The following is a 20,045-nucleotide window of genomic DNA, read 5'->3' on the forward strand; positions in this document are numbered from 1 at the left end:
ACCCGAAGGTAAAATCTCTTTCAGCTAAACAAGTGTTTGACTTGCTCATTTTGAATCTGACTTATTACTTAGATTTCACTTGATGTGAAACCCGCTCACTCGTTGTTCAGTTTTCAAAGATCAACTTCGTTTTCAGCGTCGCTGCGTTCTCAGCAGCAACTCTTATAATATATCATGTCACTCTGTGAAAAGCAAGCTTTTTTTAAAAAAGTTCTTTTGAAGCTTTTATTGAAACTGCTTGTACTCTTCACATCCGCGAACGATAAGTTAATCGTCCAACGGGTTATTAATATATCATAGAATAATGCCCAGTACAAGCCTTTTTTGCAATTTAAATATGATTCAACCAAAAACGAGAGCAGGGCATTATACTCTGCCCTACTCTCGATCACATCCTATCTTTGGCTCCAAGGATTACGCCGTGTAGAACTCGTGCGGCCCTTCTGCGATGAGGCGCCTGACTTAGAGCTAGTGCGCTTACTTCCGCTTTTCTTGCTTGTAGAACTTGCTGAGCTTCCTGAAATTTTGACTTCTTTTTTCCCTTTTGACCTGGTCTGCGCTTGAGGCTTCGAAGCTTCCGAGGTTCCTGTGTTTTCTTTTTGCTCCGAGATTGTTACCTCTTTGAAAGCTTCTGTCTGCTGTTCTCGTTCATTGTTAATCTCATTAAAGGTACCAAATCCATCTTCAAACCAGACAGGCTGTTGTCCCCCTGGTGCTACAAAATCCGAGTTAGAATTATAATTCATAGGGTAGGGGTCAAAAGAATTTACCGGATATTCATATCCATAAGGATATCTATAGTGACATCCACAAGAATGCATTGGCCACACAGGTCCTGGTCCACAATGTTGTGGAGATACTCCTGGATAATGGCTGTTCGGCGCCATATTAGGAGACATATTAGGCCCCATATTAGGGCTCATATTTGCTGGAGCATTATTATCACTATAAGGCATAGGTGTTACCCAATCTCCCTGGCCCTGCCCCCACGGCTGATTGTCTGCATAGCCCATAGGGCTCCATTCCATACCCATCATTTCATGACCGTGATGCATTTCATGACTATGATGCATATGATCATTTCCGATCCCAGGATATCCTCCAGTATAAGCTCCATTATCCATCATGCCCCCCATCATGGATGGTCCCTGGTCAGGAAGCTGCGGAAAATCATAGAAGGATGACACATTCCCGCTTGGCATTTCCTCATGCATGTTCATATTTTCTTTCATAGGATGAGTATGGTGCCCGAGATGGGTTGTATGTCCAATATTCCCTTCGCATCCACATGGAGACGATGAATGCATCATACCCCCACCCCCATAAGGATCCATGGAATAAAACGGTGAAGACCATGGATCCGGGCATTCTGGAACCGGCTTACATGGCTTCTCTTCTTTTTGGATCGATTGGAATTTAATTTCTTCTACGAATTCTACTTTAATTGGCGGAAGTGGCGGATTTGGGTTAGGCATTGGCATTGGCATCGGCTTCGGAGCCGGCGGATTCGGATTTGGCATTGGCATCAGTTTCGGAGTCGGTGGATTTGGATTTGGCATTGGCATCGGTTTCGGAGCCGGTGGATTCGGATTTGGCATTGGCATCGGTTTCGGAGTTGGTGCAATTGGGTTCGGTTTTGTCATTTCTTCCTTAGGTGGAGTCGGTTTTACTTCTGGCGCTGGCGCTGGTAATGGCGTAGGTATAGGAGCTGTATTCTTCTTGCCTCCCGTACCAGGTGCAACATTCTCACCACCATGACCAGGCGGATTCGCCATGCCTCCCCCCTTAACTGGGATCAAGACGACATCGCCTACCTTCAGTACATTTGGATCACTGATTTGCGGGTTCGCATCGATCAACGTCTGTAGAGGGATCCCCCAGGCTTTGGACAGCTTCCAGAGCGTATCCCCTTCCTTGGCAACATGCTTGTAGCCTTCGCCTTCTACCTGCACTGCACCAGCCGGAATTTTAACCTTCTCTCCGATGCTCAATTGATCCGGATTAGCGATTTGCGGGTTGGCTTCAATTAACTTCTCCAGCGGTACATTGTACTTCTGAGATAGCTCATATAATGTATCGCCTTTTTTCACGATGTGTATTTTCACGCGCTAAAGACCTCCTAGGTTTCTTCTCCGGTACGTGATATTCGCCCGGGGCCCAATTAATACATCCTATGCAAAAAGCCTAGTTTTGACATCCACGAAAATAAAAAAAGCAAAACAAAAAAAGCCTCGCCATCCACTAGGGATGCGAAGCTCTTCTATGAATTGAATTACCAGACTTTCAATCCGTCTTGATCAACGATGCTGCGGAACTCTTCAAGCAATTTCAAGGTTACAGGGCCGGCTTGACCACTGCCGATAATCCGTCCATCGACTTCACGAACGGCGATAACCTCAGCCGCCGTACCGGTCAGGAATACTTCGTCGGCCACATAGATATCGTGCATCGTGAACGGCTCTTCCTTCAACTTGTAGCCCCTTTTCTCACAAATTTCAATAATCGCTTGACGAGTGATCCCATCGAGTGCTCCAAGATAGCAAGGAGGCGTCGTAATAACCCCATTCTTGATAATGAAAATATTATCCCCGGATCCTTCAGTAACATATCCTTGAGCATTCATCATGATCGCCTCACCGGCACCGGCAAGGTTCGATTGAATCTTAACTAGAATATTGTTCAAATAGTTCAGTGATTTGATCTTTGGATTAAGCGCATCCGGGATATTGCGGCGTGTCGATACAGATACAGCCTTAAGCCCGTTCTTGTAAGCTTCCTCCGAGTAGATGGCGAGTTGTTCCACAATAATAATGACAGAAGCCTTCTCACAACGATTAGGATCGAGACCCAGATTGCCCGGACCACGTGAGACAACGAGGCGAATGTAGCCATCGCGCATCTCATTGCGACGCAATGTCTCTACCAGCGCTTCTTCCATTTCCTCATAGCTCAACGGAATTTCCAGCATAATCGACTTCGCAGAATCATATAGACGATCCAAATGCTCTTTGCATTTGAAGATATTGCCGTTATAGATGCGGATACCTTCAAAGATTCCATCACCGTATAAGAAGCCGTGGTCATAGACCGAGACAGTTGCCTTCTCCTTCGTTACATATTGCCCATCTAGATAAATCCATTGTTCTGCCATTAATATTGCACCTCCGAATTTAGTACTTTGCTAGAATAACTAGGATAGCTTCCAAGCACTCTGACTTGGCATCCTAAGGCCTCGATCTCTTCTATAGCAGAGGGAAGCAACACCGCATCCAGTGCGGCCAACACATCCATATAAAAATAATAACTACCTAACCTCTTCTTCGTTGGACGCGATTCAATTCTTGATAAATTCAGCTTGCGCCAGGCAAATGCAGATAACACTTGATGCAGCGCACCTGGAAAATCCTCAGGCAAAGTGACGAGAATACTCGTCTTCATTTGTGCGCCTTCTTCTAAAATCGGCAGCGGCTTAGGACCAATCAACACGAAACGGGTGTAATTGTTGTCATGATCCGTCACTTTGCTCGCGAGCACATCGAGCCCATGCCGTCTGGCTCCAATCGTAGTCCCGATGGCTGCCCAGCCTTCTCCTGGATTATGCTTCACCAGTTCAACAGCCTCCGCCGTACTCCCCACATTCTCCAGTTCTGCATGCGGCATATGCGCTTTAAGAAATTTCATGCATTGCGCCATTGCCACCGGATGGGACAGAACCCGGGAAACCTTGGAATAATCCATTTCTCCATCAGCGTCAACTAATTCACCACGCCGTCCAATCAAATTCTGAATGGAAGGATAGACCCATTCGACCTGCATCGGAACGTCAACCTCGTGGACAAGCCAATCCATATGCAGACTCACTGAACCCTCAATAGTATTCTCCATCGGAATCACGCTGTAATCCGTAAGACCCTTCTCGGTTGCCAGAAAAACATCGGAGATCTGCTTGTAATGAAGCAACTCTACAGGCTCGTCGCCGAACAACCGAAGAACCGCCTCATGAGACACCGTCCCCTCAGGCAACAATGCTATTCGTATCATGCCTTGACTTCCCCTCTTACATAATCCAATAATGAACTTTCTTTATCCATAGTAAGCTCCTGAGCTCCATGTGTGCAAGGTTTTAGCCAAAGCATTCTTGCTGTTATATCATGGGACTTAAGCACCTTCAGAAGAAAAGCTTCCAACTGTTCGCCCTGTTCTGACTGTGCATCGACTAAGGCGAGCAAGGTAGGCCCAGCCCCGCTAAGCGCTGTACCTAAAGCTCCGTGCTGCGTAGCCTCCTCCAAAATTTGCATCATTCCGGGAACGAGTGAAGCCCGGTAAGGCTGATGCAACCGGTCTTGCATCGCCGCGGAGATAAGATCGAGCCTCCCCATGGCCAGAGCCGCGGCCAGCATCGAAGTATGACTGACATTATAAACCGCATCACCCAGACTTACCTGCTTAGGAAGAGCCTCGCGCGCCTTGGAAGTGGACAATTGAAATTCAGGGATGGCAACCAGAACTTCCAATTGCTGCGGCGGCTCAATCCGCAATATATCAGCGTGGGCTCCGTCCCATACAGCGGTAATAATTCCGCCGTATAACGAAGCTCCTACATTATCGGGATGGTTCTCCAGTGCCGTGGCCATATCGAGTAGGCGGGCAAGTGGCAATGGAGAGCCAATCAGTACATTGGCAGCATATAACGCTCCAACAATTGCCGATGCACTACTGCCTAGACCACGGGTTAGCGGAATATCAGAGTACATCGAGATTTCCAGTTCAGGAATATGAGCTCCGGCTTCTGCGAACACAGACTGCGCTACAGTATATATGAGATTACTTTTATCCTTCGGAAGGCCATCCAAATTGTCACCGTATAGATGAAAAACCGTCGTATCGGCCGGCTTCATCTCAATCCATGAGTAGAGGGATAATGCCATGCCTAGCGTATCGAATCCCGGCCCTAAATTGGCTGTACTTGCGGGAACCTGAACCCGGACGCCTGAGCTGCGAATCATACTCATAACCTACCACCTTCATATCCGTCAACAATCATCGTCATCTTGGAATCATTCATGATCTATAAGCTCCTTACTCTTAACCCTCTACGCGGTACACGCTCTTCACCTTGCGGATAACATCCAGCGATTCAAAGTGGCTCAGCACCTTATTCATCGCCGCTTTGCTTGCATTATGTGTAACAATAATAATCTCAACATCACTCATACTTGCATTTGGAGACTGTACGACCGATTCCAGGCTTACGTCATATTCGGCGAATACCTGAGTAATCTTAGACAGTACCCCAGCTTTATCGGCTACTTGAAGCAGCAAGTAATTTTTATAAGCGACTTGTTCATCGTCCTTCAGCTTCTTCGGTTTGTACGGACCAATCGCTCTCAGGCCATTTACACCGAGCTTCTGATTCTTGATTACGGCGACCAGGTCAGCAACGATCGAAGTCGCTGTCGGCATTTCTCCAGCACCAGGACCGTAGAACATCGTCTCTCCCACTGCTTCGCCATACACATATACTGCGTTAAATACGCCATTAACTGCAGCGATCGGATGGCTATGCTTCACCATCGTCGGCTCAACACTAATGCTGTACTCATCATCTTGCCGTTCCGCGATGCCGAGCAATTTTATCTCATAGCCCATTCTCTTGGCATACAGTATATCTTCCTTAGACACCGTAGTTATCCCGCGAACCGCTACGTCCCGCAGATCCACATTCGTCCGGAAACCGAGCGAGCCGAGAATAGCCATCTTACGAGCGGCATCCAGTCCCTCGACATCCGAAGTTGGATCTGCCTCGGCATAACCAAGCTCCTGCGCCTCAGCCAGTACATCATCATATGAAGCGCCTTCCTGACTCATTTTTGATAAAATATAGTTCGTTGTTCCATTTACGATTCCCATGATCTTCATAATCCGATCAGAGGAGAAGCCCTCAATCAGCGTGCGGATAATCGGAATCCCTCCAGCCACGCTCGCCTCATAGAATATATCGCATTGTTTCTCCCTAGCCACATCCATAATCTCCGCTCCATAGAGCGCCATCAAATCTTTGTTGGCGGTAACGATATGCTTGCCGCAGTTCAGTGCCTCCAGAATGTACTCCTTCGTCTGGTCCACGCCGCCCATAACTTCAACGATGACGTCGATCTCGGGATCACGTATCACTTCCCACGGATCCTCCGTTAACTTGCTGCGCTCGATATCTATGCTGCGGGTCTTCTCTATGTTCTTCACCGCAACCTTCTCAATGATGATCGGCGATCCTACTTGACTGCTCAAGTCCTCCTGATGCCCTTCCACGATACGGACGACGCCAGTTCCAACCGTACCGAGTCCAAGCAAACCTACCTTTACTGATTTCACTCGCTGTCCCCTCCTATATCCCATGATTGGGTAAATTGATTCATTCCTATCCTTGACCGACGATTTCCGTCTTTCTTACGCCGGGAGTTCCTTGTAGCATCTTAATTATCTCATCGAGTTCCTCTGTCAAGCGCGAGGTCTCTACGGAAATAACCACATTAGCCTTGCCCTGCAACGGGATACTCTGATTTATCGTAAGTACGTTACCCCCCGAGCCTGCGATCAGCCCCAGAACTTTGGATAAAATACCGGAACGATGCTCCAGGTCGAACGATATCGTGACAATGCTCTCACGTTCAATCTGATTCAATAGATGGATTCCGTCCTTATATTTATAAAAGGCGCTCCGGCTAAGCCCAACTCTCGCCACCGCCTCATTGACCGTCTTAACGTCCCCTGAGGCTAGCAGTTGCTTAACCTGAAGCGTCTTGATCACAGCATCCGGCAGAATATCCTCACGAACCAAATAGTAGCGTTCCTTCACAAACGTCCTCTCCTTAGAGACTTCTGTTTTTGTATAGTGGACATTATAACGGAAATCTACCATTCCGGCAATCCATTTTTCGCGTAATTTATGTAGGTACCCATCCAAAAATAACTTAGAGTGGGTTTTCAATTAATCCGGCTCTCAGCACCAAGAACGTTGGATAAAGCCAGGTATACAGAAAACGGCTACTGTCCCCCTCCAGGAGACGTACCCGTTTCTGCGTTCATTTTATGATTAATAATAGTAGCTGCTGCCTTCTACAAATTCAAATTCAAAATCGCCTATCCGCACAATTGTACCGTCTTCGGCTCCGCGTTTGCGCAATTCTTCATCCACACCCATATGGCGGAGCGTGCGAGCCAGCTTAAGGATAGCCTCATGCGTATTCAGCTGCATCCGCTTCATCATGCGCTCAATCGTCTCACTCTCAACGACGAACATTTCGTTCTCACGACGGATAGTGAAGCTGTTGTCTTCCTTCTTATCCAGCTTATAGATCTTACGTTCCGTCTGCTCAGCAACCTCTTCAACAGCTGGCTCCTCAGGGATCTGATCCAGCAGATCAGCGGCCTTATACAGTACTTCCTGAACTCCTTGCCGTGTCAGTGAGGACATCTCCAAGATTTCAAGCTCTGGGTGAATCTCCCTAATCTGCTTGCGGAATTCTTTCAGGTTGTCCGCCGCCTCAGGGATATCCATCTTGTTAGCAACAATAATCTGCGGACGCTTTGCCAGTTCAGCGTTGTACTGATCCAATTCAGCATTAATCTTCTGCCAATCATCGAAGGGATCGCGCCCTTCAGAGCCAGCCATATCAATCACATGAATAATTAGCCTTGTACGCTCAACGTGGCGTAGAAATTCATGTCCCAGCCCGACTCCTTCGTGCGCGCCTTCAATCAGACCCGGCAAGTCAGCCATAACGAAGCTTCGCCCATCGCCAACATCCACAACACCGAGATTCGGTGTAATCGTCGTGAAATGATAGGCTCCGATCTTTGGCTTTGCAGCGGATACAACCGAGAGCAGTGTAGATTTACCTACGCTCGGGAATCCGACCAAGCCAATATCAGCCATGACCTTCAGTTCCAGAACGACCCAACGCTCTTGGCCCTCTTCTCCATGCTCAGCGAGTTCCGGAGCTGGATTATTCGGCGTCGCGAAGCGGATATTTCCGCGTCCCCCGCGCCCGCCTCTGGCTACAACAACCTGTTGACCATGGCGTGTCAGGTCAGCAATGACTTCCTGCGTATCATCATCAATAACAACGGTACCTGGTGGGATTCTTACGATCATATTCTCAGCATTAGCGCCGTTCTGGCTCTTGTTGCGTCCCTTCTCACCGCGTGGCGCCTTGAAATGGCGCTGGTAACGGAAGTCCATCAGCGTACGCAGACCTTCATCTACGCGGAAAATAACGTCAGCCCCTTTGCCTCCGTCTCCGCCAGCCGGACCACCTTCTGGAACATACTTTTCACGTCTGAAAGCAACGATCCCGTCTCCGCCGTCGCCCCCTTTTACATATACTTTCGCTTTATCTACAAACATGCGTTCACCTCATTTGTATTTTGCACTGAAGCCTTCAGCGGTACTCTTAATCTACAGGAGAAGCGACTTGACTCCATCCGCTCTACTTGAACCCGTCTGTCACGCTGCCATTCATCGATATATTGTTGCAATTTCTCAGCGTTGTCCGCCTCTGCCTCTGGATAGAAGGCTGCGATAACCTCACCATTCTCCTGATATAGGCTCATGTGAAGCTCCAACACTTCATCCCATGAAGAGCGCCCTATGAACTGGAACTTCTTAATCGTCTCCACAATCGCTTCCGTCAACTCTTCAGCATCCTCAACCTGAAGCATATGATCCAGCTGCAGTTCATCCCTGATCTCAATTTTGAGATCGATTGATCTGTTCACCTCACGGAAGGATTGCAGGAAGAATACGAGCGCTGGAATGCCCAGCCTTGATATTTTACTCTCCAATGCCATTTGTTCTTTTATTCTTTCCACACAGCTACCCAGTTTATCATATTTTCCAAGCTTCAAATAGCCGTAAATAAGCTGAAGATCATTCATCCAGTCATGGCGATGATGACCCAGCGTAGCTGTGGCCGTTCTCTGTACCGATTCCAGTAAATGCTTGCGCTCATCTGCAGCCCGTCTTTGGATATATCTGATATAGCCTTGAAATAACACTAACAAACATAGACTGATAATGATAAATCCGGTTATAGAATGAATGAAATACATGGAAGTTAGACAAGTCAGTACGATCACTGCGAAAAGAGTTGGAATCGCGAATCGATGTTTCATAATCTTCCTCGTTTCTGCACAGATTAAGTAAAATCATTACAATTCGATATATACACAGTATATCACAATCCTTGTCCGAAAACGCTTATTCTCCAGCCGCCCCTGGTAGAAAATGCCGTCTATAAAATCAAAAAATCCTTGGCACCTAGATGCCAAGGACTTTGTAAACCTTCGCTATATTAGCAAAGTTCTTAAGCTTCGACTGCAGCTGCTACTGGAGCAACTTCCACTGGGTAGACGCTCACTTTTTTACGGTCGCGGCCCCAACGTTCGAACTTCACTACGCCATCAACTTTTGCAAACAGCGTATCGTCTTTGCCGATGCCCACGTTAGTACCTGGGTGAATTTTCGTTCCGCGTTGACGAACGAGAATGCTTCCGCCAGTTACAACTTGACCATCCGCACGCTTAACGCCAAGGCGCTTAGCGATACTATCGCGTCCGTTCTTTGTGGAACCTACGCCCTTCTTCGAAGCGAACAACTGAAGATCCAATTTCAACATTGTCCATCTACCTCCTTCTTCAAATAATAACGTTCTGTATCTGAATATACGTTCCGTATGAATCCTCAATACTCTTCAACATTACGACCATAGACGAGAGCAACAGTTGTACCTGCTCCGACACCTCTGTCTTCAGATCAGTTGGCAGCTTTGCATTCAGAAAGCCACTCTTCACCTTCGATTTCATCACAGTACCTGTGAGCTCCTCGATGGAATTAACTGTTCCAACAGTGATGGCCGAGACTCCGGCACATACTATATCTTTCCCTCTATCGGCATAATTAGCATGACCAGACACTTTAAAACCAACGATGTTGTCATCCTTTTGACGCAATATAGACACGATAATCAATTATCGCACCTTCTTACGCTTGGATTTTCTCGATAGTTACTTTAGTGTAAGGTTGACGATGACCTTGTTTCTTGTGGTAGTTCTTCTTAGGCTTGTATTTGTAAACGACTACTTTTTGGCCTTTGCCGTGCTTCTCAACTTTCGCTGTTACACTAGCGCCGGATACCAATGGAGCTCCCGCTACCAAACCTTCACCTTTGGATACTGCCAATACACGGTCGAACGTCACGCTAGCGCCGTCCTCAGCATTCAATTTCTCGATGTAAAGAACATCGCCTTCTTGAACGCGGTATTGTTTACCACCAGTTTCGATAATTGCGTACATTTGCTTGCACCTCCTCATGTCTCAGACTCGCCTAATTCAGGTGCCGCCCTTCAAGAAAGCGGACTTGCATACCTGATCGGAGCGGTTACAGCATGTGTACAAGACTCACTCATAACACATACCATAGTATGATAACATGAACAAAAACGAAAATCAATTATTTTTAAGGTAGTTCAAAAAGTCCGCTTTTGATAAGAAAACCGATCGAAGTCATTCAAGGATGAGCGACCGCGATTCAAATGTAGGTTTTCTTGCGATATAGAATTTCATCAACTCCGTTGATAACGAATAAATTCTATATCTAACACGAAGTAACTCATGAAGTGATTTCGACATCGAATCTTGAATTCACCCGGGCCTTCCGGTGCTCACGTACCTACTACGTACGCTCCGCTCCTCATGCTCTAGCTTCATTCAACCTTCTCGGTGCTGAAAACCAGACTTTTTGAACTTCTATTTTAAAGCGGATAGTTCACCCCGTCACTTCGCTGCTGCTGATTAGCACCTCGACATCCAGCTTATTTAACGCATCAATCCATTCCTGCGAGCAGCCGGGATCGGTAACGATCATGGAAATCTGCTCTAGTGGAGCGATTTGCGCAAAGGTGGTAACCCCGAACTTGGAATGATCAGCTACGAGAATAGCCTCCTCTGTACGCTGCATCATTTTCCGTGACAATTGCGCCTCTTCCAGATTATATTCAGTGATTCCATCGACCAGCGATATGCCCCCGGCAGAAATGAAGGCTTTGTTCACCTTGAACTGGTCAAGTAACTGATGAGCAATCGCATCTGTGGATGCCTGACAGAGTTTGCTAACCTCCCCTCCAGCGAAAATAATTCTTCCCTGGAATTCCTCCAGCGCACAGGTGAGTACAGGCACGGAGTTGGTAATAACGGTTACATCTGCACGATGCTTCAGTTCCCGCATAATCTCCAGCGTCGTTGTTCCATTATCAAGTAGAATGGTCTCTCCTTCTCTAACTAATGAAGCCGCAAGTTTACCGATGGACTGCTTCTCAGCGTGATTCATTTGCGATCGCTTCATAAAGGTCGGTTCAATCCATTCGGAACGAGTCTGGACAGCACCGCCGTATACCTTGCGTAATTTCCCTTCCCTTTCTAGTCGATCCAGATCACGGCGAATGGTCTCCGTAGAGACATTAAATATTCCCGCCAAATCATGTACCTGGACCTTACCTTCTTTGCTAAGCTGTGCGAGAATGGTCTGACGGCGCTCCTCAAAGGTTAAGGACATGTCGTTCCCTCCTGTATTCAACAAGCAACAAGCTCTATATGATATAAAACTCAATGAACACGCACCTTAATGTGTTTTGTTGTTGTTTTTGTTTTAAGTGTATCGTTTGCTTGGAAATTTTGTCAAACTTCAATCTTCGGCTTGCAGCTCGCTTCTTTAATACAGCTTCCCCATACTTACAGAGATTTTACAAACTTCTAATAGAAGCATTGACAAAAGTGTTGTCAAGGCATAGAATCAACACGAAAACAACATTAATAAACAAGAATCAACAACATAACAATGAGGAGGGGCATTATGAGCCGCCGTTTATCTTATCGTCAGGATGGAACGTTTACGATTGTACAATTTACAGATCTCCATTGGAAAACTGGAACGGATGCCGACCGAAGCACCCGCAAATTAATGGAGCTGGTATTGGACACGGAAAATCCTGATCTGGTCGTATTTACAGGGGATGTCATCTACACAGGGCACAATACTGATTGTGAGGATCCCGTTCAGGCTTTCAACGATGCTGTAGCTGCTGTGGAGGAACGCAGCATTCCATGGGCCGTTATCTTCGGAAACCACGATACCGAGAGTTTGATTACCCGCAAAGAACTTATGCAGTTAATACTATCTCATCAGCATACCGTGACCGAGGCTGGCCCTGAAGAAATTTATGGTGAAGGCAATTACACCATTGAATTGATCGACTCCAAAGGTAAACCTGCTTTTAATTTATATTTCCTGGACTCCGGAAGCACCTCGCCACTGGAGCATGTCCCATACTACAACTGGGTACGCCGAGATCAGCTGAATTGGCTTGCCGGTGAATCGGCTCGGCTTAACCCTACGGATCAGGCTGAGAAAGTGCCAGCGCTCGCGTTCTTCCATATTCCTGTTCAAGAGTATCAGCAGATGTGGGATACACAGGTCTGCTACGGTAATAAATTCGAACCCGTGTGCAGTGCCCCCGTCAATTCAGGTCTTTTCACCACATTACTTGAAATGGGAGATGTAGTCGGGACCTTCTGTGGCCATGATCATGTTAATGACTATCATGGCAGTCTATATGGCATTCGCCTCTGCTATGGCAGAGCGACAGGCATCAATACCTATGGCCGTGATGGATTCCAGCGCGGAGCCCGCGTCATCCGTCTTACTGAAGGAGAGAAGGACTTCGCGACATGGCTGCGTCTTGAAGACGGTACGGCAGTGACCGAGCAACCTATCCATCAACCTGAAAATGCAAAATAATAGAGGGGCTGCTGTATACACATGTTGATACCTATTTTACTAGTTTTGGCCTCCGGAATGTGTCATGCAGTCTGGAACCTATTTACGAAACGCAGCATTAATAAGGGCGTCTTCCTATGGACGATCATGATGATCCCGTCGGTGCTTCTCCTGCCCTACCTTATTGTGGAACTTTGGAGAACTCCATTATCCTGGGGCAGTTATGGACTATTATTGTTATCCGTTATTTTACAAGGTGTGTATTCCTGGCTATTGTCTAAAACCTATGAACTCGGTGACTTATCGCAGATTTATCCGATCATGCGGGGTACGAGCACACTGCTCATTCCTCTAATCGGAGTCGTATTTCTCAAGGAATCCCTATCCGTATTTGGATGGACCGGTATAATACTTATGATCTGTGGGTTCTTCGTACTTAGCGGGGCCAGCTTTGGAAAAAGGCAAACGAATAGACCGTCGCAAAGTCTGAAGCCTTTCGCCTTGGCACTGTGTGTAGGACTATGTACAACTAGCTATGTATTTGTAGATAAACTGAACCTTGGCAATATCTCTCCCTTGGCCCTGCTCGAAGTGACCAATATCGGCTTTGTTGCCGGATTGACCCCGCTCGTATTAACTTCGAAGGCGTTGAAGCGAGAGTGGAAAGCCAACCGTAATACAATTCTTCTTGGCTCGATTTTGAACCCCGGCTCATATCTGCTCTTCCTATTTGCCATGCAGCAGGCACCGATGGCTCATATCAGCCCGTTGCGAGAGATTGGAACAGTATTCGCTACTTTCCTCGGAGTTCTAATTCTGAAGGAGCAGCAAGGTTTAAAAAGAATCGCCACCTCCATCATCATCTTCTGCGGAATTTTGTTGATAGGGGTATTAGGATAAATATTGTGGAAGCTGGGACGGTAAATTTCGAGATATTATTCGAAGGCATACACAGAGAAACCACACTTCGATTAGAAGTGTGGTTTCATAGTTTTCTCAACGTATTAACGATCGTGCACTTGATTAATCATTCAACAACAGTACGCTTTCTTCTCGCACCCGCTTGCGGGTCATCTCCAGCAAGCCCAGCTTGGTCCAGCCCAGAACATGATGCTGTGTCCGATCCCCGTCCAGTGAAGATTCCAGCATGTCCAATACCGCACCCTGATGCTCTTCTCGATCCATATCAATGAAATCGATGATAATAATACCGCCGGCATCACGAAGCCGTACGAGTCTGGCAATCTCCTGCGCAGCTTCCATATTAGTCTGGAATACCGTCTCTTCCAGCGTCTGTCCGCCGGTAAAGCGACCGGTATTCACATCAATTACGGTCATCGCCTCAGTATTATCCCATACTATGTACCCGCCGCCTGGAAGCCAGATCTTACGCTGAAAATCCTTCTCCAGCTGCTGACGAATTCCATAATGCTCAAATAATCCGTCCTCCCCCTCATACACCGTAAGCTTGGGGAATTTTCCCGGAAGCATCGTATCAAGAAATTCATTCGTCTGTTCCAACTGCTCTGGACAATCCATAATCAACTCATCCGTCTCAGGACTATAGATATCCCGCATAAGACGTTGAACCATTCCAAGATCATGATGTAATAGGCTTGGCGCACCGATCTTCTTCGCTGTGGCCTGGATATGGTTCCAGCGGTCACGAAGCATACCCAGATCCTCTGCGATTGAAGCTGGCTCCGCATTTTCCGCAACCGTCCGTAGAATAAGTCCCTCATCTTCCGTGCGCAATTCCTCGCCAATCGTTCTTAGTCTTGATCTCTCGTCTTCGTGTCCGATTTTCTTAGATACAGCAACATACCCTGCGGTAGGCATATAGACGAGCCATCTACCAGGTAATGAATAATGAGTCGTAACCCGAGCTCCCTTGTTGCCTAACGCATCCTTAACAACCTGCACAATCAGTTCTTGTCCTGCTTTGAGCAAGCTCGTAATCGCTGGCTTTTGCCGCGGCTGCCTCTCCAAATGCGGGTGAAGCAAGTCATCAATATAAAGAAATGCATTCTTCTTCTGTCCAATATCAACAAAAGCAGCCTGCATACCAGGAACAACATTCACAACCTTGCCCTTAAAAAAGCTGCCCACCAGTCCCCGTCTCTGAGAACTCTCTGCTGCATACTCCACCAATCTGCCGTCTTCCAGCAGCGCCATTTGGGTGGAATCAGGGCCGCAGTGAACAATCATTCGCTTCATCATCTCACCCTTTGCCTTACTTTCTATCAAAACTGCTCTACCATTATAACATGATATAGTCCTACTAATCCCTAGGCTTGCCCTGTAAAAAGGAGGAAATAATTCTCTGTTCTGGCAAGACAGCCACAATATCGCCCTGCCTGTTCATGACATATATAAAGTGGTACTTCTGTCTTCTAAATAGACGTAAGATTTGTTCTAAAGGTTTCGCTTTATTCGCTACAATTGGCTGAGCGAGCACCCCCGTCATCCAGTGACGAACAAATGACTGGTCCCGATTAACGAGAAAACGCATGAATCGATAAGGGATATTCCGGTAGTCCGTCCAATTTGAATAGAGCAGAAATAACCCTACCAGTAGTAAATTTAAATTCAGCATACCTTGTCCAAGCAGAGGCGGGAGCACAGAGTAGACAACCACCATGAAGCTGAATATTAGGCTGATTCGCAAGGAATAGACTAGTGTCAGATGAAATGGCAGTATTAAACTGATTAGAGCTTGCGATATCTTTCCTCCATCCAATGGAAGAATCGGAAGTAAGTTAAATAAGGCGATGATGAGATTGCTATTTATAAAATAGAGAAAGAAAGCCCCTTCCCATAATCCACAAATATGTAGCAGCAGCGACACTCCGATTAGAAGAATATTCTGCATGGGTCCTGCCAAGGCGATCACGATCTCCCTTCGTGCCGTGAGATGGGTCGTGTCCTCCATTTCCGCAACCCCACCGAAGGGTAGCATCTGAATCGCCAACACTTGAACACCGAAGCATCGGGCGGCAACTACATGTCCTATTTCATGAATGAATACGATTGTGAACAAGGCGATGAGCTCTAGAAAATGGCCAGTTAGTACCGAGGCAAGCATGATGATGACAAAGAAGGGATGTACCGAAATCTTGATGCCGTTCCACTTAATCAAACGAGATCACATCCGCCGGATCGATAAATCGATCATTCTTTTTTAACGCGAAATATAGGGTTGGGAGTGTATCCCCCTCTCCTGAATCAAGGCTCCCAATTGAGTCGCCCCCTACAACCCAATCACCCTTGCTGACCATAGCCTGTTCCAAATGTCCATATATGGCTTTATAGCCGTTCGAATGCTGTATCGTTACAGTCATTCCGGTCAGGGCGTCCAGCTTCACGTCCAGCACACGTCCAGTATCAACACTTCTCACCATCGTACGGTCTGCTCCCAGCTCCTTCGGAATGACCTCCACCCCTTTCAGACTGAGGGCGAAGGGATTGGCCAAATGTCCGGTTAACGGCGATATAAATCCGCCAACTGCGCCAACCTTCATACCTTTATCCTCATTATGCTTAAAGATGGGAATGAAGGAGGGAGCGCCGCCGATATTTCTCTCATACCAGGCCTCGATAGCGCCAAAATCTATCTCCTCTGTTAAAGCCCGGGCTACAAAAGCCCTTACCGGAAACGCCCAATCGGGTTCATATCGTTCGATACCCCAAATGCTTACAAAGATAAGCCCACTAATCATAAGTCGGAGAAACAGTGATGTCCAGAAGCTAGGCCTCCGCTTACCACCGAAATAATCATCCCCTCCGCTCCCTCCGGAATATCCGCTAATATCTTGCCAGCGGCCTTGTCCTCTCTTCCAGAGCAGTTCCGGATCGGGTTCTGTCTCATCCGACACACTATTATAGCCGGCAATACTCCCTTGCCCAGACTGGGCAGGCGGCCGGTATGGATGATCGTTGCGCATTTTATCCTGGAGAACCGGCTTGTACGCTTCTACCGAGGTTAGCTGCCTGATCCTCTCCTCACGCCGCTTCTTAACATTCGACTTCACATCCATCGTTCTCATTCCTCCGCTCAGGCTGCTCTCTTCCGATAAATGACCTTGCTTCTGTTCCAGCTTAGAACAGCAGCCCGCTTTGTCATACTCTATATTTATGAACAGCAGCGTCAGAATATGAACAAGCTTATCTTCAGTACGAATGAATGCTTGCGTAGGGAGACCAGCAGCCAGGCACAAAAAACCGATGCCAATGGCACCGGTTCATTCATGTATATATAGGATCAGCCCATTCCAAAAAACTTCTTGAAACGTTTGAATCTGCCCTGCTTCTGTTCCAGAAGCATCAGCGGTACGGTATCCCCCAAAATTCGGCGTGCGATGTTGCGGTAGGCAATCGCGGCCATCGATTCCGGATTCATTACCGTAGGCTCGCCTGAATTGGCCGCCTTGATTACAAGCTCATCGTCAGGGACGATACCGAGCAAATCAATATTCAACACTTGAAGAACATCATCAATATCCAGCATGTCACCCGATTTCACCATATTCGTGCGAATTCGGTTCACCACCAGCTTGGGAGAAGAAATTTGCGAATTTTCCAGCAGCCCGATAATACGGTCCGCATCACGTACTGCTGCATTCTCCGGCGTGGTAACTACGATAGCCTGATCAGCGCCAGCAATCGCATTTTTGAACCCCTGCTCAATACCCGCAGGACAATCGATAATGACGTATTCATATTCCTTCTTCAATTCCAGAACGATATCCTTCACTTGCTCTGGCGACACAGAATTTTTATCCTTCGTCTGCGCTGCAGGAAGCATATACAGTTCATCGAACCGCTTGTCCTTCACAAGTGCTTGATTCAAGCGGCAGCGTCCCTCTGCAACATCGATCAGGTCATAGATGATTCTATTCTCCAGACCCATGACGACATCCAGATTTCTGAGACCGATATCTGTATCGACCAGACAGACCTTCTTGCCGAGCAATGCAAGCGCTGTGCCAATATTAGCCGATGTCGTCGTTTTGCCGACGCCGCCTTTGCCAGACGTGACAACGATAGCTTCTCCCATCAATTACACCCCTTTGAACACGTTTAAATCCGGCCTGACCCGGAGCATATTCGTAATCTTGTCTATCTGCATTTTCCCGTCACGTAAAAAAGCGAACTCCATACTTGTCTCTCGATTCTCCCACTCGTCCGGTGGCCTGCTGATGATCTCTGCGATCCTAAGCTGCGTGGGTGCCAAATAAGAGGCGGCTATGACCGCCTCCTCATTGCCAGTATAGCCGGCATGGGCCATCCCTCTAAGAGCTCCCAATATTAAAATATCTCCGGTGCACGTGATCGTCCCCCCGGGATTAACGTCCCCCAGGAAGAGCAGATTGCCTTCATGATGCAGCACCTGCCCGGAACGAACCATTCCGCACATCGTCGTAATCTTCGCCGTATCTTCTTCGGTTACCACGCCCGGCGTGTCTACGGAACGAATGAGCAAGTTTCCTTTTTGCTTCAAAATATCAAGCAGCGCTTCCTTCTCTTCGTCCGAGATCACTCTCATTCCGAATTTCACATCAACATGAATAATCGGACCAGTCAGTATATTCTGATGGCTGTGCTCCAATTTATAACGCAATTCTTCAAGAAGAGCTTCGAATTCGCAATTATCGTCAAACAGGAAAACCAGGCCATCCTTGATGCCCTTAATTGTCACATGGTTGGATTTCACCGTCATAAGCCTGTCCCTCCCTCTTATTCAATTCGCGCAGAGGCAAACAAGTTCCTGCTTGCATTCATTGAAATATACGAAGTTAGGACTTCTGTTCCGGGGAACGGCGCTTCGTAATAATCTCAAGCTGCCGTCTTAACGGCACATAAATCGCCAGTGCAAATACAAATTGAACGAACAGGTTCGGAATAATGTGATTGACGAACGCCCACGAATAAGGTTGATGAGTGAGCTCGAACAAGGAATAGATGCCAAACAGTGTGGAGTCCAACAACAGACTTCCGAGTATAATGACAATCAGTACCATGGGGAGCGGCATCGGGCGCGACCGCGACGGAACCCCGACCAGATAGCCCGTAAATCCCATCGCAAAAGAATACGACCCGATGATAGCCCCATAGAAAACAATATCATGCAGCAATCCGAAGATAATACCAAGAACCAAGCCAGTATAGCGGTTCTCGAAAATAGAAAAATACATAATCACGACAAAGACCAGATGAGGAAATAGGCGCGTCTGCCATGAGTAAGGGATCAGCCAGGGGATGATCGTACCTTCTATAATGAACAGGACGAACAACAGTAAAATCAATACAGATTTTCTATTCATCACTATTCCTCAGCCTCCGGAGCAAACACCACGAACAGCTCTTTCCAATCGGTAAAGCTTGCTGCCGGCGTCACCGTAGCCGTGTAAGTCAGACCATACTGACCAACATCAATGTTATCTACCGTGCCGATCAGCATTCCCCGAGGGAATACGCCGCCGATGCCCGAAGAGACGATCAGATCGCCCTCGGCAAGTGGAGATGGCGATGTCACCCGAGACATAAGGAATTTCCCGGTTTTCTGATCATAAGATTCAATTACTCCGAACACATCATTTTCCTTACCTTGAGCAGTTACTGCAATGCCATTGGAATTCGGATCCTTGGCATCCATCGTTGTCGCCAATCTGACGGTAGAAGTGAAGTGGCTCACATGACTAATAACACCAACTAGTCCTTTTATGGACGTTACAGCCATTCCTTCCTTGACCCCTTCCCGTTCGCCAATATTCACAACGATCGAACGGTTAATTGGATCATCATTAACACTTATGACCTGAGCGATCTTCCAAGCATAGTTATATTGTTCTTTCTGGGCCTTAGTAAAATCAAGCTCTTCCTGCAGTCGAACATTTTCCTGCTCGATCCAGTTAAATCTAGCTTTATCACGAGTGTAATGAGACAAGGCGATCTTCAGTTGTTCATTCTCTTCCTGGAGAGAACGCAGGTCGGAGATGTCCTCTACAATACCTGCTATATATGAGGTAGGTTTATAGAATATATATTGCACGAAGCCTACCGTATCCTTCACAAACTTCTCCGGCCAGGATAAGCCTGCTCGGGGTCCGAGGGTAAAGCCCATCACCGCAATAAATAGAATAAGTCCTATCAACAAAACAAATAATCTTTTGTTGCCAAGCAGCTTAAACAGTGTAAGCACCCTCCAATCCT

General features: G+C 47.1%; 21 protein-coding genes and 1 other annotated feature. Of the genes, 2 read left to right on the top strand and 19 right to left on the bottom strand.

What is annotated here, in order from left to right:
* Positions 1-395: 395 nt before the first annotated feature.
* The 12 genes from ABD014_RS14715 to ABD014_RS14770 all read right to left on the bottom strand — a co-directional run bounded on the left by ABD014_RS14715 (position 396) and on the right by ABD014_RS14770 (position 11,612).
* Positions 396-2,105, bottom strand: coding sequence for a LysM peptidoglycan-binding domain-containing protein (locus ABD014_RS14715; RefSeq protein ID WP_343862357.1), 1,710 nt, complete (start codon positions 2,103-2,105; stop codon positions 396-398).
* Positions 2,106-2,272: 167 nt separating this feature from the next.
* A complete protein-coding gene (ilvE, locus tag ABD014_RS14720; protein ID WP_343862358.1) occupies positions 2,273-3,151 on the bottom strand; it encodes a branched-chain-amino-acid transaminase in 879 nt (292 codons plus the stop codon).
* Positions 3,151-4,041 (bottom strand): prephenate dehydratase, encoded by an 891-nt coding sequence (gene pheA, locus ABD014_RS14725; protein WP_343862360.1) that lies wholly within the window; start codon positions 4,039-4,041, stop codon positions 3,151-3,153. The genes ilvE and pheA overlap by 1 nt, the downstream gene beginning before the upstream one ends.
* Entirely contained in the window at positions 4,038-5,006 is a 969-nt protein-coding gene (gene thrB, locus ABD014_RS14730) for a homoserine kinase (RefSeq protein ID WP_343862696.1), read from the bottom strand. Before thrB ends, pheA begins: the two co-directional genes overlap by 4 nt.
* A 79-nt stretch (positions 5,007-5,085) precedes the next feature.
* Positions 5,086-6,372, bottom strand: a complete 1,287-nt coding sequence (locus ABD014_RS14735; RefSeq protein ID WP_343862362.1) for a homoserine dehydrogenase — start codon at positions 6,370-6,372, stop codon at positions 5,086-5,088.
* 46 nt (positions 6,373-6,418) lie between these two features.
* Positions 6,419-6,856, bottom strand: coding sequence for an ACT domain-containing protein (locus ABD014_RS14740; protein ID WP_068778110.1), 438 nt, complete (start codon positions 6,854-6,856; stop codon positions 6,419-6,421).
* Positions 6,857-7,093: 237 nt separating this feature from the next.
* Positions 7,094-8,407: a GTPase ObgE gene (obgE, locus tag ABD014_RS14745; protein ID WP_343862366.1), complete on the bottom strand. Its 1,314-nt coding sequence runs from the start codon at positions 8,405-8,407 to the stop codon at positions 7,094-7,096.
* Entirely contained in the window at positions 8,398-9,174 is a 777-nt protein-coding gene (locus tag ABD014_RS14750; protein ID WP_343862368.1) for a Spo0B domain-containing protein, read from the bottom strand. Before ABD014_RS14750 ends, obgE begins: the two co-directional genes overlap by 10 nt.
* A gap of 191 nt (positions 9,175-9,365) precedes the next feature.
* On the bottom strand, positions 9,366-9,677 hold the full coding sequence (rpmA, locus tag ABD014_RS14755; protein WP_068697198.1) for a 50S ribosomal protein L27: 312 nt from the start codon (positions 9,675-9,677) through the stop codon (positions 9,366-9,368).
* A 19-nt stretch (positions 9,678-9,696) separates the two neighbouring features.
* Positions 9,697-10,029: a ribosomal-processing cysteine protease Prp gene (locus ABD014_RS14760; RefSeq protein ID WP_343862376.1), complete on the bottom strand. Its 333-nt coding sequence runs from the start codon at positions 10,027-10,029 to the stop codon at positions 9,697-9,699.
* Between the two features lie 13 nt (positions 10,030-10,042).
* Positions 10,043-10,354: a 50S ribosomal protein L21 gene (rplU, locus tag ABD014_RS14765; RefSeq protein WP_068778114.1), complete on the bottom strand. Its 312-nt coding sequence runs from the start codon at positions 10,352-10,354 to the stop codon at positions 10,043-10,045.
* 13 nt (positions 10,355-10,367) lie between these two features.
* Positions 10,368-10,451 (bottom strand) — a sequence feature (ribosomal protein L21 leader region).
* A gap of 375 nt (positions 10,452-10,826) precedes the next feature.
* Positions 10,827-11,612: a DeoR/GlpR family DNA-binding transcription regulator gene (locus ABD014_RS14770; protein ID WP_343862380.1), complete on the bottom strand. Its 786-nt coding sequence runs from the start codon at positions 11,610-11,612 to the stop codon at positions 10,827-10,829.
* Positions 11,613-11,909: 297 nt separating this feature from the next.
* Between ABD014_RS14770 and ABD014_RS14775 the strand changes: the two genes are divergently transcribed.
* A complete protein-coding gene (locus tag ABD014_RS14775; protein ID WP_343862383.1) occupies positions 11,910-12,854 on the top strand; it encodes a metallophosphoesterase family protein in 945 nt (314 codons plus the stop codon).
* Between the two features lie 21 nt (positions 12,855-12,875).
* Positions 12,876-13,733 (top strand): DMT family transporter, encoded by an 858-nt coding sequence (locus ABD014_RS14780; protein ID WP_343862385.1) that lies wholly within the window; start codon positions 12,876-12,878, stop codon positions 13,731-13,733.
* A gap of 123 nt (positions 13,734-13,856) precedes the next feature.
* Here ABD014_RS14780 and ABD014_RS14785 read toward each other — a convergent pair whose 3' ends face one another.
* The 7 genes from ABD014_RS14785 to mreC all read right to left on the bottom strand — a co-directional run bounded on the left by ABD014_RS14785 (position 13,857) and on the right by mreC (position 20,034).
* The gene (locus ABD014_RS14785) at positions 13,857-15,050 is read right to left on the bottom strand and encodes an Rne/Rng family ribonuclease (RefSeq protein WP_343862698.1); all 1,194 of its coding nucleotides are present in this window, start codon (positions 15,048-15,050) and stop codon (positions 13,857-13,859) included.
* Between the two features lie 64 nt (positions 15,051-15,114).
* The gene (locus tag ABD014_RS14790; RefSeq protein ID WP_343862387.1) at positions 15,115-15,972 is read right to left on the bottom strand and encodes a M50 family metallopeptidase; all 858 of its coding nucleotides are present in this window, start codon (positions 15,970-15,972) and stop codon (positions 15,115-15,117) included.
* Positions 15,965-17,050, bottom strand: coding sequence for a peptidoglycan DD-metalloendopeptidase family protein (locus ABD014_RS14795; protein ID WP_343862389.1), 1,086 nt, complete (start codon positions 17,048-17,050; stop codon positions 15,965-15,967). Before ABD014_RS14795 ends, ABD014_RS14790 begins: the two co-directional genes overlap by 8 nt.
* Before the next feature lie 44 nt (positions 17,051-17,094).
* Entirely contained in the window at positions 17,095-17,889 is a 795-nt protein-coding gene (minD, locus tag ABD014_RS14800; protein WP_127002242.1) for a septum site-determining protein MinD, read from the bottom strand.
* Between the two features lie 3 nt (positions 17,890-17,892).
* A complete protein-coding gene (gene minC / locus ABD014_RS14805) occupies positions 17,893-18,552 on the bottom strand; it encodes a septum site-determining protein MinC (protein ID WP_343862393.1) in 660 nt (219 codons plus the stop codon).
* A gap of 76 nt (positions 18,553-18,628) precedes the next feature.
* Positions 18,629-19,156, bottom strand: a complete 528-nt coding sequence (mreD, locus tag ABD014_RS14810) for a rod shape-determining protein MreD (protein ID WP_343862700.1) — start codon at positions 19,154-19,156, stop codon at positions 18,629-18,631.
* A 2-nt stretch (positions 19,157-19,158) separates the two neighbouring features.
* Complete coding sequence (mreC, locus tag ABD014_RS14815; protein ID WP_343862395.1) at positions 19,159-20,034, bottom strand: rod shape-determining protein MreC; 876 nt, start codon at positions 20,032-20,034, stop codon at positions 19,159-19,161.
* Positions 20,035-20,045: the final 11 nt, after the last annotated feature.

Origin of the sequence: Paenibacillus motobuensis, from assembly GCF_039521865.1 — a bacterium.
In the GTDB taxonomy this organism is placed as follows: Bacteria; Bacillota; Bacilli; order Paenibacillales; family Paenibacillaceae; genus Fontibacillus; species Fontibacillus motobuensis.

What these genes read in the sequence shown, in the direction of transcription:
- ABD014_RS14785 (WP_343862698.1), bottom strand. Translation starts at nt 15,050, where the DNA reads ATGAAGCGAATGATTGTTCACTGCGGCCCTGATTCCACCCAAATGGCG.
- rpmA (WP_068697198.1), bottom strand. Translation starts at nt 9,677, where the DNA reads ATGTTGAAATTGGATCTTCAGTTGTTCGCTTCGAAGAAGGGCGTAGGT.
- ABD014_RS14770 (WP_343862380.1), bottom strand. Translation starts at nt 11,612, where the DNA reads ATGTCCTTAACCTTTGAGGAGCGCCGTCAGACCATTCTCGCACAGCTT.
- minC (WP_343862393.1), bottom strand. Translation starts at nt 18,552, where the DNA reads ATGACGGTGAAATCCAACCATGTGACAATTAAGGGCATCAAGGATGGC.
- rplU (WP_068778114.1), bottom strand. Translation starts at nt 10,354, where the DNA reads ATGTACGCAATTATCGAAACTGGTGGTAAACAATACCGCGTTCAAGAA.
- ilvE (WP_343862358.1), bottom strand. Translation starts at nt 3,151, where the DNA reads ATGGCAGAACAATGGATTTATCTAGATGGGCAATATGTAACGAAGGAG.
- minD (WP_127002242.1), bottom strand. Translation starts at nt 17,889, where the DNA reads ATGGGAGAAGCTATCGTTGTCACGTCTGGCAAAGGCGGCGTCGGCAAA.
- ABD014_RS14750 (WP_343862368.1), bottom strand. Translation starts at nt 9,174, where the DNA reads ATGAAACATCGATTCGCGATTCCAACTCTTTTCGCAGTGATCGTACTG.
- obgE (WP_343862366.1), bottom strand. Translation starts at nt 8,407, where the DNA reads ATGTTTGTAGATAAAGCGAAAGTATATGTAAAAGGGGGCGACGGCGGA.
- ABD014_RS14780 (WP_343862385.1), top strand. Translation starts at nt 12,876, where the DNA reads ATGTTGATACCTATTTTACTAGTTTTGGCCTCCGGAATGTGTCATGCA.
- pheA (WP_343862360.1), bottom strand. Translation starts at nt 4,041, where the DNA reads ATGATACGAATAGCATTGTTGCCTGAGGGGACGGTGTCTCATGAGGCG.
- mreD (WP_343862700.1), bottom strand. Translation starts at nt 19,156, where the DNA reads ATGAATAGAAAATCTGTATTGATTTTACTGTTGTTCGTCCTGTTCATT.
- thrB (WP_343862696.1), bottom strand. Translation starts at nt 5,006, where the DNA reads ATGATTCGCAGCTCAGGCGTCCGGGTTCAGGTTCCCGCAAGTACAGCC.
- ABD014_RS14775 (WP_343862383.1), top strand. Translation starts at nt 11,910, where the DNA reads ATGAGCCGCCGTTTATCTTATCGTCAGGATGGAACGTTTACGATTGTA.